At 48.8% G+C, this 14197-nt stretch carries 13 protein-coding genes; 2 read left to right on the top strand and 11 right to left on the bottom strand.

What is annotated here, in order from left to right; genetic code table 11:
* Positions 1 to 2: 2 nt before the first annotated feature.
* The 11 genes from lpxD to rpsB form a co-directional block, all read right to left on the bottom strand.
* Positions 3 to 1067 (bottom strand): UDP-3-O-(3-hydroxymyristoyl)glucosamine N-acyltransferase, encoded by a 1065-nt coding sequence (lpxD, locus tag VIN66_RS17740; RefSeq protein WP_331925222.1) that lies wholly within the window; start codon positions 1065 to 1067, stop codon positions 3 to 5.
* Positions 1067 to 1585, bottom strand: a complete 519-nt coding sequence (locus tag VIN66_RS17745) for an OmpH family outer membrane protein (RefSeq protein WP_134057115.1) — start codon at positions 1583 to 1585, stop codon at positions 1067 to 1069. The genes lpxD and VIN66_RS17745 overlap by 1 nt, the downstream gene beginning before the upstream one ends.
* Positions 1586 to 1609: 24 nt before the next feature.
* Positions 1610 to 4096: an outer membrane protein assembly factor BamA gene (gene bamA, locus VIN66_RS17750; protein ID WP_331925223.1), complete on the bottom strand. Its 2487-nt coding sequence runs from the start codon at positions 4094 to 4096 to the stop codon at positions 1610 to 1612.
* A 26-nt stretch (positions 4097 to 4122) separates the two neighbouring features.
* Positions 4123 to 5478: a sigma E protease regulator RseP gene (gene rseP / locus VIN66_RS17755; protein ID WP_331925224.1), complete on the bottom strand. Its 1356-nt coding sequence runs from the start codon at positions 5476 to 5478 to the stop codon at positions 4123 to 4125.
* Positions 5478 to 6671 carry a 1-deoxy-D-xylulose-5-phosphate reductoisomerase gene (gene ispC, locus VIN66_RS17760; protein ID WP_331925225.1) on the bottom strand — a complete coding sequence of 398 codons (1194 nt, stop codon included), beginning with the start codon at positions 6669 to 6671 and terminating at the stop codon, positions 5478 to 5480. Before ispC ends, rseP begins: the two co-directional genes overlap by 1 nt.
* The gene (locus VIN66_RS17765; protein ID WP_331925226.1) at positions 6671 to 7534 is read right to left on the bottom strand and encodes a phosphatidate cytidylyltransferase; all 864 of its coding nucleotides are present in this window, start codon (positions 7532 to 7534) and stop codon (positions 6671 to 6673) included. Before VIN66_RS17765 ends, ispC begins: the two co-directional genes overlap by 1 nt.
* Positions 7535 to 7539: 5 nt before the next feature.
* On the bottom strand, positions 7540 to 8304 hold the full coding sequence (gene uppS, locus VIN66_RS17770; RefSeq protein WP_331925227.1) for a polyprenyl diphosphate synthase: 765 nt from the start codon (positions 8302 to 8304) through the stop codon (positions 7540 to 7542).
* Between the two features lie 140 nt (positions 8305 to 8444).
* On the bottom strand, positions 8445 to 9002 hold the full coding sequence (gene frr, locus VIN66_RS17775; RefSeq protein WP_331925228.1) for a ribosome recycling factor: 558 nt from the start codon (positions 9000 to 9002) through the stop codon (positions 8445 to 8447).
* 61 nt (positions 9003 to 9063) lie between these two features.
* Positions 9064 to 9804 carry a UMP kinase gene (pyrH, locus tag VIN66_RS17780; RefSeq protein ID WP_226767624.1) on the bottom strand — a complete coding sequence of 247 codons (741 nt, stop codon included), beginning with the start codon at positions 9802 to 9804 and terminating at the stop codon, positions 9064 to 9066.
* A gap of 120 nt (positions 9805 to 9924) precedes the next feature.
* Positions 9925 to 10797 carry a translation elongation factor Ts gene (tsf, locus tag VIN66_RS17785; RefSeq protein ID WP_134057131.1) on the bottom strand — a complete coding sequence of 291 codons (873 nt, stop codon included), beginning with the start codon at positions 10795 to 10797 and terminating at the stop codon, positions 9925 to 9927.
* Positions 10798 to 10902: 105 nt separating this feature from the next.
* Positions 10903 to 11631: a 30S ribosomal protein S2 gene (gene rpsB / locus VIN66_RS17790; protein WP_331925229.1), complete on the bottom strand. Its 729-nt coding sequence runs from the start codon at positions 11629 to 11631 to the stop codon at positions 10903 to 10905.
* A gap of 322 nt (positions 11632 to 11953) precedes the next feature.
* Here rpsB and map point away from each other — a divergent pair, with 322 nt between their 5' ends.
* Positions 11954 to 12742: a type I methionyl aminopeptidase gene (gene map / locus VIN66_RS17795; protein ID WP_331925230.1), complete on the top strand. Its 789-nt coding sequence runs from the start codon at positions 11954 to 11956 to the stop codon at positions 12740 to 12742.
* Positions 12743 to 12757: 15 nt separating this feature from the next.
* The coding region (locus VIN66_RS17800; RefSeq protein ID WP_331925231.1) for a nucleotidyltransferase domain-containing protein at positions 12758 to 14197 on the top strand (1440 nt) is incomplete at its 3' end.

Below are 14197 nucleotides of genomic sequence, written 5' to 3' on the forward strand. Positions count from 1 at the left end.
AGCTATTCCTCTGTCTGGTGGTCAGCATCCTGCGCTGGAAGCACAGTGGCAAGCTGCTTTTCAAGCTGCTTAACCCGCTGATATAGTTGATCTATTTGTCGTAACTTAGCCGTATTTTTACGCCACTCTTGATTAGTGGTGGCAGGAATACCCGACGAGTATATGCCTTTTTCTGTGATCGGCTTCATAACCATGGCCATGCCAGTGATATTCGCACCGTCACAAATTTCCATATGGCCATTAATTACAACTGCGCCACCAATTATGCAGTAGCGTCCTATTTTGGTGCTGCCCGCGACAACAGTACAACCGGCAATAGCGGTATGATCGCCTATTTTAACGTTATGAGCAATCTGACATTGGTTATCAATAATGACGTTATTACCAATGATAGTATCTTCTATGGCACCGCGATCGATCGTTGTATTCGCACCAATCTCAGTATCATCACCCAAAATGACAGTGCCGGTTTGCGGTATCTTCAGCCAGGTACCGCGCTCGTTAGCGAAGCCGAAACCATCAGCACCCAGCACAGCACCACTATGTATAATACAACGCTGACCTATACGGACACGGTGATATACTGTGGCGTTGGGCCATATTTTGCTGTTATCGGCAATACTCGCCTGCTCGCCGATAAAACAGCCTGCTCCCACCTGAACATTGTTACCAAGCCGCACACCTGCAGATATCACCGCATTGGCGCCAATGGCGACGTTATCGCCAAGCACAGCACTGTTATCAATGACCGCTGTAGGATGAATACCTGACGCAGTTGCAGGCGTATTATCCAGCAGCTGAGCTACCCTGGCGAAAGCCGTGTAAGGATTCTGAACCAGCAACGCCCCCACACCAGGAGCTAAAAAAGGAACATCATCCTGAGTAATCAACACTGCTGAAGCAGAAGTTTCGGAGAGAAATTTACGGTATTTACTGTTAGAGAGAAAACTGATTTGCCCTGATTGAGCATTTTCCAGTGTTGCGGTAGAAACGATGCTGCAATCCGCATCGCCAATCAGCTGAGCGCCTAAGCGCTCAGCCAGTTCAGAAAGAATAAAACTTGCCATTATTTTGCTTTGCTTACCTGAGCAACAACTGCTTCAGAAATATCAAATTCAGGCTTGGCATACACTGCAGCACCAGAGTTTAATACCATGTCAAACTTTTCGCGCTCAGCGACCACATCAATAGCGGCTTTAATCAACGCCAGTACTTTGTTGCGCTCTTCAGCCTGACGCGTGCGGATTTCTTCATCCAACGGACGGGCCAACTGCTCATACTGTTGACGCTGGCTGGTTACAGTAGCTTTCAGCTCTTCTTGCTGTTTTTCACTCATCGTCGGGCCATCACGGCGCAACTTCTCAATATTGAAACCGATGTCTTTTTCCAGCTTGCCAACGGCTTCAATACGCTGCGCAAACTCGTTTTTAATTGTTTCCTGCATAGCTGCTGACTGAGGGATCTTAGCGGCTACTGCCTGAACGTCTACATAAGCAATTTTCATTTCTTTAGCGGCAACTGTGCCAGCCATCAATAAACCTGCAACCAGAATCATTGCCGATTTTACTGCACGCATATTTAACATCTTTTATTCCCTATTTTTTCTAATCTAGAATGTTGTACCAATATTGAAACTAAAGTTTTCTTGCAAATCACCTTCCTGCTTTTTAATGATTTTTGCCAGGCTGAAGGTGAGCGGGCCCATAGGCGAAATCCATTGTAAAGATACACCAGCTGTCGCCCGAAACAAACCTGCATCTGAATAATCTATCAGTTGCGGTTGTTGCTGGCTGGTCTGAATTTGCGTCAGGCCATTGTAGCGGTTAATGTCAAACTCGGTATCCCAGACGTTACCCGCATCAACAAACAAACTGGTACGCACTGAGTTACGATAGTCGTCACTTAAAAATGGTGTTGGTGTAATCAGCTCCAGCGTGACCACCGCCAGAGCATTACCGCCTATAGAACGCTGTGATACCTGATAAACGTCGTTTTCAGGGCCACTGGGGTAATTGCCAGGTCCCGAACCACCTGGTAATCCAGGCACCGAATCGGCATAACGGTATATGGCATGCGGGCCGATAATACGGCTTTCAAAACCACGCAGGTTCTGCCCGCCAGCATAGTAATTTTCGATAAACGGCAGTGTGTAATCATAGCCATTTTTATCGCCATAGCCGTTACCGTAGCCGAGTTCAATTTTAGACAGGAATGACCAGGCGTGATCATTGCTCAGTGGGATATAATTACGCGCTTCAAATGACGTTTTGAAGAACTGTAAATCAGAATTCGGCGTGCTCGCTTTAATGCTTGCCCCAAGATAATGGCCAGCAGTCGGGAACAAGCCCCGGTTTAACGTACTGCGAACCCAACCTGCAGTTAATTCATAGTTAGTAAAATGGTAGCCGCCATCCGGATTCTGAGCATCCAACAAGACTGCGCGGAAGTGGCGTAACTGATCATACTCATTGATCGAGTTGATCTTGTTGACTACGTAGTTTGCACCGAAGTTTAACCGGTTGTATTCATTAATCGGATAGCCGACGTTGGCACCAAAACCATAACGCGTCTGGTTATATGCTTCCAGGTTAGACGATGCACTGCTGTAGTCAACATCGGAGTAGAATACCTGACCACCCAGGCTGACACCGTCCAGCGTGAAATACGGATCAGTGTACGTCATGCTAATCGATTTCTGGTATTTGTTGGTATTCAGGCTAATCCCAGCGCTGTTACCGGTACCAAAGAAGTTTTCCTGCTGCACACCAATCTGGAACGATAATCCCATGTAGTTACCGTAGGAAATACCCGCATTGAAGCTGCCTGATGGCTGTTCTTTTACTGTAAAGGCCACATCAATCAGGTCATCTTCGCCAGCAACGGGCAGCGTTTCAAATTCCACGCTTTCCATATATGGCAGTCGCTGAATACGGTTTTTGGATAATTCCAGCGCATCATTAGACAGCCAGGCACCTTCCATTTGCCTTAGCTCACGGCGTAACACTTCATCTTTAGTGGTGGCGTTACCTTTCATATCAATCCGGCGCACATACACGCGTTTGCCCGGATCAACGCTGATCGTCAGCTCCACTTCTTTGGTGTCATCATTAATTTGCGGGATGGTGCGGACTTTTGAGTTAGCATAGCCAAAACGCGCCAGCAATTTAGCGATACTTTCTTCGGTGTAGGTTACCAAAGCGCCATTATAAAGCTGGCCTTCCTTTAGCGGCATCACCTTGGTAATAAATTCTTCCTGACCGATCAGATCGCCAACGAATTTAACCCCTTTAATGGTGTACTTTTCGCCCTCAGTCACGTTGAGTGTTACGTATACCGATTCTTTGTCCGGGCTGACTGACACCTGTTCAGAGTCGACTTTAAAGCGTAAGTAGCCTCTGTCCAGGTAGTAGCTGTTAATCTTTTCGATATCGCCCTGCAGTGTTTGTTTCTGATAACGGTCGGATGACATAAAACGCCACCAGGGCAAGTCCTGCTTCGATTCGATATCCTGCAGTAACTCTTCATCAGAAAACAGCTTGTTACCAACGATATTAATCTGACGGACTGACGCTGGATCACCCTCTTCAAATTTGATTTTCAGGTTTACCCGGTTACGAGGCAGATAGGTGACTTCAATATCTACGGTTGCCTGATACTTACCGACACCGTGATAGAATTCTGTCAGGCCATTTTCAATACTTTTCAGTATTGTCTTGTCCAGTGGTTCCCCCACTTCAACCTTATTGCCAGACAAGCTTTCTGTCAGCTGGTCTTCCTTAATATCTTTGTTACCGTCGAACTCGATCGCATTGATTGTAGGGCGTTCACGCAAGCGGTAGATAACAGTATTGCCATCGCGAAATACTTTTATATCGTCAAAGTGGCCCGCAGCATAAAGTGTGCGGATACTACGCGACAGATTGAATTCTGTAATCGTATCGCCTACGTTAAAAGGCAGATTATTCAGTGCAGCACCCAGCGCCACGCGTTGCAGGCCTTCTACCTGAATATCCTGAACCGTAAAAGATTCTTCAGCGAGCACCGAGCTACTGGCAGAGGCCAGTAACATCGCAGCTACTAATCGTTTAATTGTCATTATTTGAACTACTTATGATTAGTTATTTACAATCGAGAAATATCGTTGAGCAGCGCAATTCCCATTAACGTCAGCAGGATTAACGCCCCAAACCGGAAACCTATTTCCTGCGTCTTTTCAGAGACAGGTTTACCACGCATTAGTTCCAGCAGCATATACATTAAATGCCCGCCATCCAGTACCGGTAATGGCAGCAAATTAATGACGGCTAAGTTAACACTTATCAGCGCTAAAAACGATAAAAAAGCAACCAAACCTATACTGGCTGTGGTGCCGGCACCTTGTGCAATCGAAATCGGACCGCTAAGGTGCTTGACCGATACATCACCGGTAACCAGTTTACCTATCATTGCAAAGCTCAGCCGGGTCAGCTGCCAGGTATGTGCCAGACCTGCTGTGATAGCGTCAAACACACCGTAACGCTGGGTATACAACACGCCTTCAGGCCACTCACTGACTTTCGGTGAAACACCCAGCATACCTTGCGAGAAACCATCCTCCGTTTCAACCCGTCCAGGCGTTACCTGCAACTCAATCTCTGCGCCGTCACGCAACAACCCTATATTAAGTGGCTGTTCCGGAGAGTTGCTGACTAGGGTTTGAATTTGTGTCCAGTTATCGATTAACTCATCATCGATACGCAGAATTTTATCATCAACGCGGATACCGGCCTTTTCCGCCGCAGAGTTTGGTGCCACAACAGCGATTTCAGTCAACGCCTGCGGCCGGGCTAAATTTAGTCCAAGACTGCCGAACACACTCTGGTTTTCAGGGTCAAACCGCCAGTTACGGGTATCCAGCACCACGCTGTGTTCTTGTAATGTAGTAATATCTTTGAGACCTAACGTAATGCTGTCGCTACCAATTTGCTCAACCAGTAACAGATTTACACTACCTGCATCAGTAGCTTCATGTTGATTAACAGACACAATCTGCTGCTGCGCAGTCACGCCAGCCTGAGCAGCGATCGATTGCGGCTCAATACCGGAAATGACGGGACGCATCGTTTGTACGCCCAACATATACATCAGCCATAACGCAAACACTGCAAAGATGAAATTGGCGGCAGGACCAGCAGCAATGATGGCCATACGCTGCCAGACAGTTTTATGATTAAACGCCAGATCTTTAAACTGCGGCAGCACCGGATCTACGCGCTCATCAAGCATCCGTACATAGCCGCCAAGCGGAATAGCTGCAATAACAAACTCGGTGCCCTGCTTATCCCGCCAACGCAGCAACGCCTTACCGAAACCAATTGAAAAACGCTTTACCAGCACGCCGTTTTTGCGGGCGACCCAGAAATGGCCGAACTCATGCACTGTGATAAGCACACCCAGCGCGACTATAAACGACAGTAAATTCCAGATCGCACCTGACATCAGGACAAATTCCTCAGTTGTTGTTGGGCGTGCACTCTAGCCTCTGTATCAAGCGCCAATATATCATCCAGAGTGCTGACACGAAAGCCGGTGAACTTGTTAAGGCTCAACGCATTAACCCGTGCGATATCAGTAAAGCGGATTTCTCCGGCCAAAAAGGCCGCGACAGCAACCTCATTTGCGGCATTCAAAGCCGTGGTTGCCCCCTGCCCGTCGGCGCAAGCCGTCATCGCCAGATAAAGATTGGGGTAACGCTCCGGCTCCGGTTCGGTGAAGGTAAAATCACGCATTTGCTTAAAGTTAAGCGGCGCCACCGGGCTGGCAATACGCTGAGGAAACGCCAGAGCATGTGCTATCGGCGTACGCATGTCGGGCTGACCTAACTGCGCCAAAACCGAGCCATCGGTATACTGCACCATAGAATGAATAATGCTTTGCGGATGAATAACAACATCGATGTCGCTGGCCTGACAGTTAAACAACCAGCGGGCCTCGATAAATTCCAGCCCTTTGTTCATCATTGTTGCACTGTCGACAGAGATTTTATGCCCCATGCTCCAATTTGGATGCGCTACCGCCTGAGCGGGTGTAATAAACGGAAACTCCGTCAGCGGCGTATTCAAAAAGGGCCCGCCACTGCCGGTCAGTAACAGCTTACCGATACCATAGTCCTGAATATTCTGATCATGGGTATGTTGTTGTAACGCCGCCGGCAAGCATTGAAAAATAGCGTTGTGTTCACTGTCTATGGGCAGTAAGGTCGCGCCATGTTGCTTCACTTTACTGATGAACAGTTCACCGCTCATCACCAGCGCTTCTTTATTTGCCAGCAGAACCGTTTTACCCCGTTCAATCGCGGCTAAGGTCGGTAATAAACCTGCGGCTCCGACAATAGCGGCCATAACGATATCGGCATCTGCATGCGCAGCAAGCTGGCACAGCGCATCAAAACCCGTTAACACTTCAGTCGGGCAACCTGCCAGCTTCAGCTCAGCCGCCAGCTTCTTTGCTGCCTGTGCGTCCAGCATAGCGGCGTATCGTGGTTTGAACTGCAGGCATTGCTGCAATAGCTTGTCACACTGGCTGGCCGCGGTAAGCGCAAGCACCTGATAAGCCTCAGGATGTGCGGCAAGCACAGATAAAGTACTGACACCAATAGACCCGGTAGAGCCCAGGATCACCACATTACGCATCAGTAAAAGCCGCCATACAGTGCCACGATAATAGCGAACAACGGTGCAGTTGCAGTCAAACTGTCAATCCGATCCAGAATACCACCATGACCGGGCAAAAAAGCGCCACTGTCTTTTTTGCCGGCAACACGTTTAAACATACTTTCTGTTAAGTCACCAAATACCGACAGCACAGTCAGCAACAAAGCAGAAATGTACCAAATGCCGGTTTGGGCAGGCCAGTCCTGCAGCCACGCCACGACAGTTACCACTATCGCGACCAATGCCAAACCACCGAGCATTCCTTCGACTGTTTTACCCGGGCTGACTTTAGGCAGCAGTTTATGTTTGCCAAACGGCTTACCGACAATATAACCACCTATATCGGCTGCCCATACCAGCGCCAGCAGACAAAAAATAAGCCAGGCTCCGGTATAATTTGACGCAGCATAATCAGTTGCGCGAATAAACAGCACCGCTACCCATGCCGGCACCAGTGTCAGCCACCCCATCAGTGCTTTGCCCCAGTCACTGCCCGCCCATAATTTCTGGCTCCTGGGATAGGTCAACACCAGCACTATCGCCAGTATCCACCAACCGATACCGGCCAGTAACAAACTGCTCAGCAGTACATTGTGCTCTACCGGCCATTGCAGCGGCACGGGCCACTGCCAGTACAACAGCGACAAAATAATGGCCGTCAGTATTACATACACCCCGCGCATCGCTTTGCTGGCAAGACCACATAAGCCACTCCATTCCCAGGCACCAAGCAAAAAAGCGGCAGAAATAAACAATGCAAACCCGGCCAGCGGCAAATAAAATACCGCCATTAGTGCCAGAGGCGCCAGAATCAGCGCAGTAATTACCCGTTGTTTAAACAATCTCGTTATCCTTTACCTTGCAACGCAAGCTGCCGGATCTGCTCTCCGGTACAGCCAAAGCGTCGCTCTCGGTTGACAAAGGCAGCTATTGCTTCAGAAAACACTTGCTGGTCAAAATCAGGCCACAGCGTTTGTGTAAACCATAGCTCGGCGTAAGCTGCCTGCCACAATAAAAAGTTACTGATGCGCAAGTCACCGCCTGTACGGATCAACAAATCCAGCTCCGGTTGATCGTGCATCTGTACCTGCTGCGCAAATAACTGCTCATCTATCTGTTCAGCGTCAAGTCTGCCCTGGCCGACCTGCTTTGCCAATTCTCTGGCCGCATTTACCATATCCCAGCGGCCACCGTAGTTGGCGGCAATATTCAGCGTCAGCGCAGTATTCTCTGCTGTCAGCTGCTCCGCCTGGGCTATGCTGGCACGCAATTTATCGCTAAAGGCAGATAAATCGCCAATAATTTTTAACCGGACATTATGCTTGTGCAGTGTTTTCACTTCACTTTGCAGCACCATCAGAAACAGCTGCATCAGCGTTGATACTTCATCTTCCGGACGGCGCCAGTTCTCACTGCTAAAAGCAAATAATGTCAGCGACTGGATGCCCAGTTCCCGACAAAAACTAACACTACGGCGTACGGCCTCAACGCCTCTTTTATGGCCCCATACCCGCGGCTTTCCCTGGCGCTGCGCCCAGCGGCCATTGCCATCCATAATAATTGCCACGTGCCTTGGCAAACTTTGCGGTTCCAGCTGCGTCATTGCAGTCATAGATGTGACCTGTCCTTCCCCCGGGTTAATCAGACGATAGCCGGTTAACCTTGTTACCATGCAAAATAAAACGCCAAATAGAAAAAAGCGCCGTAAAGCCCAAGCGTCACGACGCTAATACCATAAAATGGCAGTGTTATTTACACTTCCATTAACTCTTTTTCTTTCTCTGCTAATACTTCATCAATCCGCTTGATAAAGCTGTCAGTGATTTTCTGAATTTCATCTGTTGCGCGACGCTCGTCATCTTCACTGATTTCTTTGTCTTTTTGCAGCGTCTTTAAATCAGCATTGGCATCGCGGCGAATATTACGTACTGCAACACGGCCGCCTTCAGCTTCATTGCGCACCAGTTTCACCAGGCTCTTACGGCGCTCTTCAGTCAGCGGTGGCAGTGGTACACGGATAACGGTACCGGCAGACATTGGGTTTAAACCTAAGTCTGATGCCATAATGGCTTTTTCTACCGCAGCAGTCAGGCTTTTATCAAATACGGTGATAGCCAGCGTACGGGCATCTTCAATTGATACGTTACCCACCTGACGCAGAGGCGTATCTGCGCCGTAATAAGACACCATAATACCGTCAAGTAAGCTGGGGTGAGCGCGACCAGTACGTACTTTGGTTAACTGGCCTTTCAGCGCTTCCACGCTTTTTTCCATCCGTACTTTGCTGTCTTTAATAATGTCGTTAATCACGATCTGTATCCTTTTTTTATTCGTTGCATCTGGTTACAGATGCAGTACCAAGCCAGGTAGTTTACTGTAAATTTTCTGCGTGGTCGATTACTGTGCCTTCCTGCTCGCCCATAATCACGCGTTTTAAGGCACCGGCTGTGTTCATATTAAATACCCGGATCTGCAAGTTATGATCGCGGGCCAGAGTAAATGCTGCGAGATCCATGACTTTCAGCTCTTTCTCCAGCACTTCAGTGTATGTCAGTTGATGGTATAGTGTTGCCGTAGGATCTTTTACCGGATCTGCTGAGAACACCCCATCTACTTTCGTCGCTTTTAATACCGCATCCGCTTCAATTTCAATGCCGCGCAGACAGGCTGCAGAATCGGTGGTAAAAAACGGGTTACCGGTACCGGCGGAGAAAATCACCACCCGGCCTGACTTTAACAAACTAATGGCCTCAGCCCAGCTGTAGTTATCACACACACCGTTTAATGGGATAGCGCTCATCATGCGAGCATTAACGTATGCACGGTGCAAAGCGTCACGCATTGCCAACCCGTTCATTACCGTGGCCAGCATGCCCATATGGTCGCCGACTACACGGTTCATACCGGCTTTAGCCAAACCCTCGCCACGGAAAATGTTGCCGCCGCCAATCACAATGCCGACCTGCACACCAAGCTCGACCAGCTCTTTGATTTCCTGTGCCATTCTATCGAGCACTTTAGGGTCAATACCAAAGCCTTCTTCCCCCATCAGCGCTTCGCCACTGAGTTTTAGTAATATTCTGCGGTAAGTCGGTTTTGGATTCGTGCTCATGACATCCTCGTAGTGCTGGATAAAGTTAGGAATGTTGCGGATAAAAAAACCGCGGCCCGGTGGTTAAGACCGAAAGCCGCGGTTATTCTAGCGTTTTTTGCCGTCAGGCAGAAGAATAAATTACTTCTTCGCAGCAGCGATTTGTGCAGCTACTTCAGCAGCGAAGTCTTCTTCTTTCTTCTCGATACCTTCGCCTACTTCTAAGCGAATGAAAGAAACTGCTTTAGCACCATTTTGCTTCAGGAACTCACCAGTAGTAATTGATGGGTCTTTAACAAACGGCTGGCCAGTTAAGCTTACTTCGCCAGTGAACTTGCTCATACGGCCCGCAACCATTTTCTCTGCGATTTCTTTTGGCTTACCAGAGTTAACCGCGATATCGATTTGGATTTCGCGCTCACGCTCAACCACTTCAGCAGACACATCTTCCGGGTTAACATAACCTGGGTTGTTAGCAGCAATGTGCATAGCAACATCTTTAGCGATATCTTCGTTACCGCCTTCCAGTACGGCTAATACGCCGATACGGCCTGAGTGCACGTACTGGCCGATAACCGCACCTTCAACTACGGCAGCGCGACGTACGTTGATGTTTTCACCGATTTTCGCAACTAAAGTAGCACGGGTATCTTCAACAGAAGTACCGTTTAAGTCAGCAGCTAAGATAGCTTCTGCAGTGAACAGCTTGTTAGCGTGTGCTAAGTCAGCAACAGCGTTAGCGAACGCCAGGAAGCTGGCATCACGGGCAACGAAGTCTGTTTCACAATTAAATTCGATTGCTAAACCAATACCGTTACCAACGCGAGTGATAATAGTACCTTCAGCAGCGATACGGCCTGCTTTCTTGGCAGCTTTGGCCAGACCACTTTTACGCATCGCGTCGATTGCTGCTTCGATATCACCAGCAGTCTCTTCCAATGCTTTTTTACAATCCATCATGCCAGCGCCAGTGCGCTCGCGAAGTTCTTTAACTAAAGCGGCAGTTACAGCCATGGGAGCTTCCTCAAAATAATTCTGGTTGGACAAACAGGGGCCGGGGCCCCTGTCGCAATTTTGCACTGTTTAGCGCAAGCTTAGCCTGCGCTAATGACAGAGAAATTACTCTGCTTCAACGAAGGCTTCGGCTTCAGCCTGAACTTCGATGTTTTTGTCACGACCTTCCAGGATAGCCTGACCTACAGCGCTCAGGTATAACTGAATAGCGCGGATCGCGTCATCGTTACCTGGTACTACAAAGTCAACGCCTTTTGGATCAGAGTTGGTATCAACGATAGAAACAACAGGAATACCCAGGTTGTTAGCTTCTTTGATCGCAATGTGTTCATGGTCAGCGTCGATCACGAACAGCACGTCTGGCAGGCCGCCCATGTCTTTAATACCGCCTAAGCTCTTTTCCAGCTTGTCCATTTCACGGGTACGGTCTAAAGCTTCTTTCTTAGTCAGCTTGTCGAAAGTACCGTCCTGGCTTTGCGCTTCCAGATCTTTTAAACGCTTGATTGACTGACGTACTGTTTTCCAGTTAGTCAGCATACCGCCTAACCAGCGGTGGTTTACATAGAACTGATCAGACTTGATTGCAGCTTCTTTAATAGCTTCAGAGGCAGCACGTTTAGTACCAACGAACAGGATTTTGCCCTTTTTCGCAGCAACTTGCTGAATGAATGCCAGTGCATCGTTCATCATAGGAACAGTTTGTTCCAGGTTGATGATATGTACTTTGTTACGCGCACCGAAAATGAATGGCTTCATTTTTGGGTTCCAGTAACGGGTTTGGTGACCGAAGTGCACGCCCGCCTGGAGCATGTCGCGCATAGAAACTTTTGCCATGATTTAAATTCCTGTATAAGGGGTTAAGCCTCCATGTATCCCATATGCCGACCCTGGTCTGACTGTGGTTCAGTGCAGAGCAAAGCACCCCGGAATATGTGTCGATACATGTGTGTTTTGTTTACATTACGCTTATTAGGCAGCCTTTGGGTCTAATTAAGAACAAAATGGTTCTGTAATAAACCACAAAGCGATTTGCTAATTTGCGGCGCGCTTTATACCATAGACACCTTACAAACACAATCAAATGTGTATTTTTACAGCAGTTCGGCAGGCACAACGCGCTAGCCGTATCACGCTAAGTACTACAAAGAGAGCAGGCATGACAGCAACCATCAAAACCCCGGCCGAAATTGAGAAAATGCGCGTAGCAGGACGCCTTGCCGCCGACGTGCTGGAAATGATAGAGCCCTATGTTAAAGCCGGTGTCACCACCGATGAGCTGAACACCCTTTGCCACGACTATATTGTAAACGAACAGCAGGCTATCCCTGCCCCACTGAATTATCACGGTTTCCCAAAGTCTATCTGTACCTCTGTTAATCAGGTGATCTGCCACGGTATTCCGGGCGATAAGAAGCTCAAAGACGGCGACATCATCAATATTGATATTACCGTGATTAAAGACGGCTACCACGGTGATACCTCAAAGATGTTTGTGGTAGGAAAGCCGAGCATTATGGCGGAACGCTTAATCCGCGTAACACAGGAATGCATGTACCTGGGCCTTAAAAAAGTGAAAAACGGTGTCCGCCTGGGTGACATCGGCCATGTTATTCAGCAACATGCGGAAAAACACAGCTACTCAGTGGTGCGTGAATACTGTGGCCACGGCATCGGCGCGGTATTTCATGAAGACCCGCAGGTACTGCACTATGGCAGGCCGGGTACCGGTGAAGTGCTGAAAACCGGCATGTGCCTGACGATAGAGCCGATGATTAACGCCGGCGGCCGCCATAGTAAATTACTGGCTGACGGCTGGACTGTAGTCACGAAAGACCGCAGTTTATCTGCACAGTTTGAGCATACTATTCTGGTGACCGACACCGGCTGCGAAATATTAACCCTGCGCAGCGATGACACCATTGAGCGCATTTTAACCGCGGAATAATAACGGAGTAGCAGTATGAGCCAGGCGGTAACCTATAGCAAAGCGCTTCCGGACAGTTACAGCCTGGACAGCTATAAAAAGCATTTTGCCGATTTTCAGGACTGGTTAGGTAAAAGTTTCTCGCAGCATCCGGTCAATGTGCTGGTTAAAGCCAGAGCGCGCTTTATTGACGATGTACTGGTGCAGTTGTGGCATCAGTTTAGCTTACATAAAAGTAAAGATTTAAGCCTGATTGCCGTCGGCGGTTATGGCCGTGGCGAACTGCATCCGTGTTCTGATATCGACTTACTGATCTTATCAGAAGGACGGCTGTCGGCAGCTCAGCAAGATGCTATTGGTCAATTCATTACCCTGCTGTGGGATTTACGGCTGGAAGTGGGCCACAGCGTCCGCACCGTCAAAGAGTCGGTTAAATTAGGTAAAGACGACATTACCATCGCCACCAACCTGTTGGAAATGCGCCTGCTGACAGGCAATAAACCGCTATTTGAGCAACTGCAGCATGAAGTCAGCAAAGACAGTTTCTGGACCAGCCAGGCTTTCTTTCAGGCCAAGCGGCACGAGCAGCAACAGCGCCATGCCCAGTACCACGGCACAGCCTACAATCTGGAACCGAATTTAAAAGCCAACCCGGGCGGTCTGCGCGACATTCAAACCATTGGCTGGGTTGCCAAACGCCACTTTCAAACCCGCACTATGCGTGAACTGGTTGCGTACCAGTACCTGACGGAAGATGAATATCAGGAGCTGATGGAATGTGAAGCTTACCTGTGGCAGATGCGTTTCGCGCTGCACATGGAAGCTGGCCGCAATGAAAACCGTATTCTGTTTGATTATCAGCCAGCCGTAGCCGAGCGTCTGGGCTTCGGCGCCGACGGTAAAGCTTCGGTAGAACGGATGATGAAACGGTTTTTCCGCACCGTACAGCGCGTCAGTGAGCTGAATGAAATGCTGCTTCAGCACTTTGATGGCAGCATTTTAAACCATAAAGAAAAAGTCAAAACCCTGATCCTGGATGATTACTTTGAGCTGCAGGGCCATTTAATTGTCGCGCGCGACAATGCCGTGTTCGCCAGACGCGATAACCTGTTGCGGTTATTCTGGCACATCGCTAATAATTCAAACATCACCGGCGTTCACTCCTCAACCATGCGTTTAATCCGTCAGGTACGGCGCCGTTTGATGGGCGATTTACAGGATTATGAAGCCTGCCGTCAGCTATTTCTGGCCATTATCCGTCACCCAAGAGGCATGGACAAAGCTATTACTCTGATGCACCGCTACGGCGTGCTGGCGGCCTACCTGCCGCAGTGGCGTAACATTGTCGGTCAGATGCAGTTCGACCTGTTCCATGCTTACACGGTGGACGAACATACCCACCGCTTACTGAAGAATCTGTACAAATACACGCTGAGCGAGCACGAAAGCGAGTTTCCGCTGTGCAGTGATATCGTC

The sequence above is a fragment of the Rheinheimera sp. genome, assembly GCF_036568245.1.
Classification (GTDB): domain Bacteria; phylum Pseudomonadota; class Gammaproteobacteria; order Enterobacterales; family Alteromonadaceae; genus Alishewanella.

Coding starts and splice junctions, on each gene's coding strand:
- map (WP_331925230.1), top strand. CDS start 11,954: ATGACAGCAACCATCAAAACCCCGGCCGAAATTGAGAAAATGCGCGTA.
- uppS (WP_331925227.1), bottom strand. CDS start 8,304: ATGACTGCAATGACGCAGCTGGAACCGCAAAGTTTGCCAAGGCACGTG.
- rpsB (WP_331925229.1), bottom strand. CDS start 11,631: ATGGCAAAAGTTTCTATGCGCGACATGCTCCAGGCGGGCGTGCACTTC.
- rseP (WP_331925224.1), bottom strand. CDS start 5,478: ATGTCAGGTGCGATCTGGAATTTACTGTCGTTTATAGTCGCGCTGGGT.
- VIN66_RS17745 (WP_134057115.1), bottom strand. CDS start 1,585: ATGTTAAATATGCGTGCAGTAAAATCGGCAATGATTCTGGTTGCAGGT.
- ispC (WP_331925225.1), bottom strand. CDS start 6,671: ATGCGTAATGTGGTGATCCTGGGCTCTACCGGGTCTATTGGTGTCAGT.
- bamA (WP_331925223.1), bottom strand. CDS start 4,096: ATGACAATTAAACGATTAGTAGCTGCGATGTTACTGGCCTCTGCCAGT.
- pyrH (WP_226767624.1), bottom strand. CDS start 9,804: ATGAGCACGAATCCAAAACCGACTTACCGCAGAATATTACTAAAACTC.
- lpxD (WP_331925222.1), bottom strand. CDS start 1,067: ATGGCAAGTTTTATTCTTTCTGAACTGGCTGAGCGCTTAGGCGCTCAG.
- tsf (WP_134057131.1), bottom strand. CDS start 10,797: ATGGCTGTAACTGCCGCTTTAGTTAAAGAACTTCGCGAGCGCACTGGC.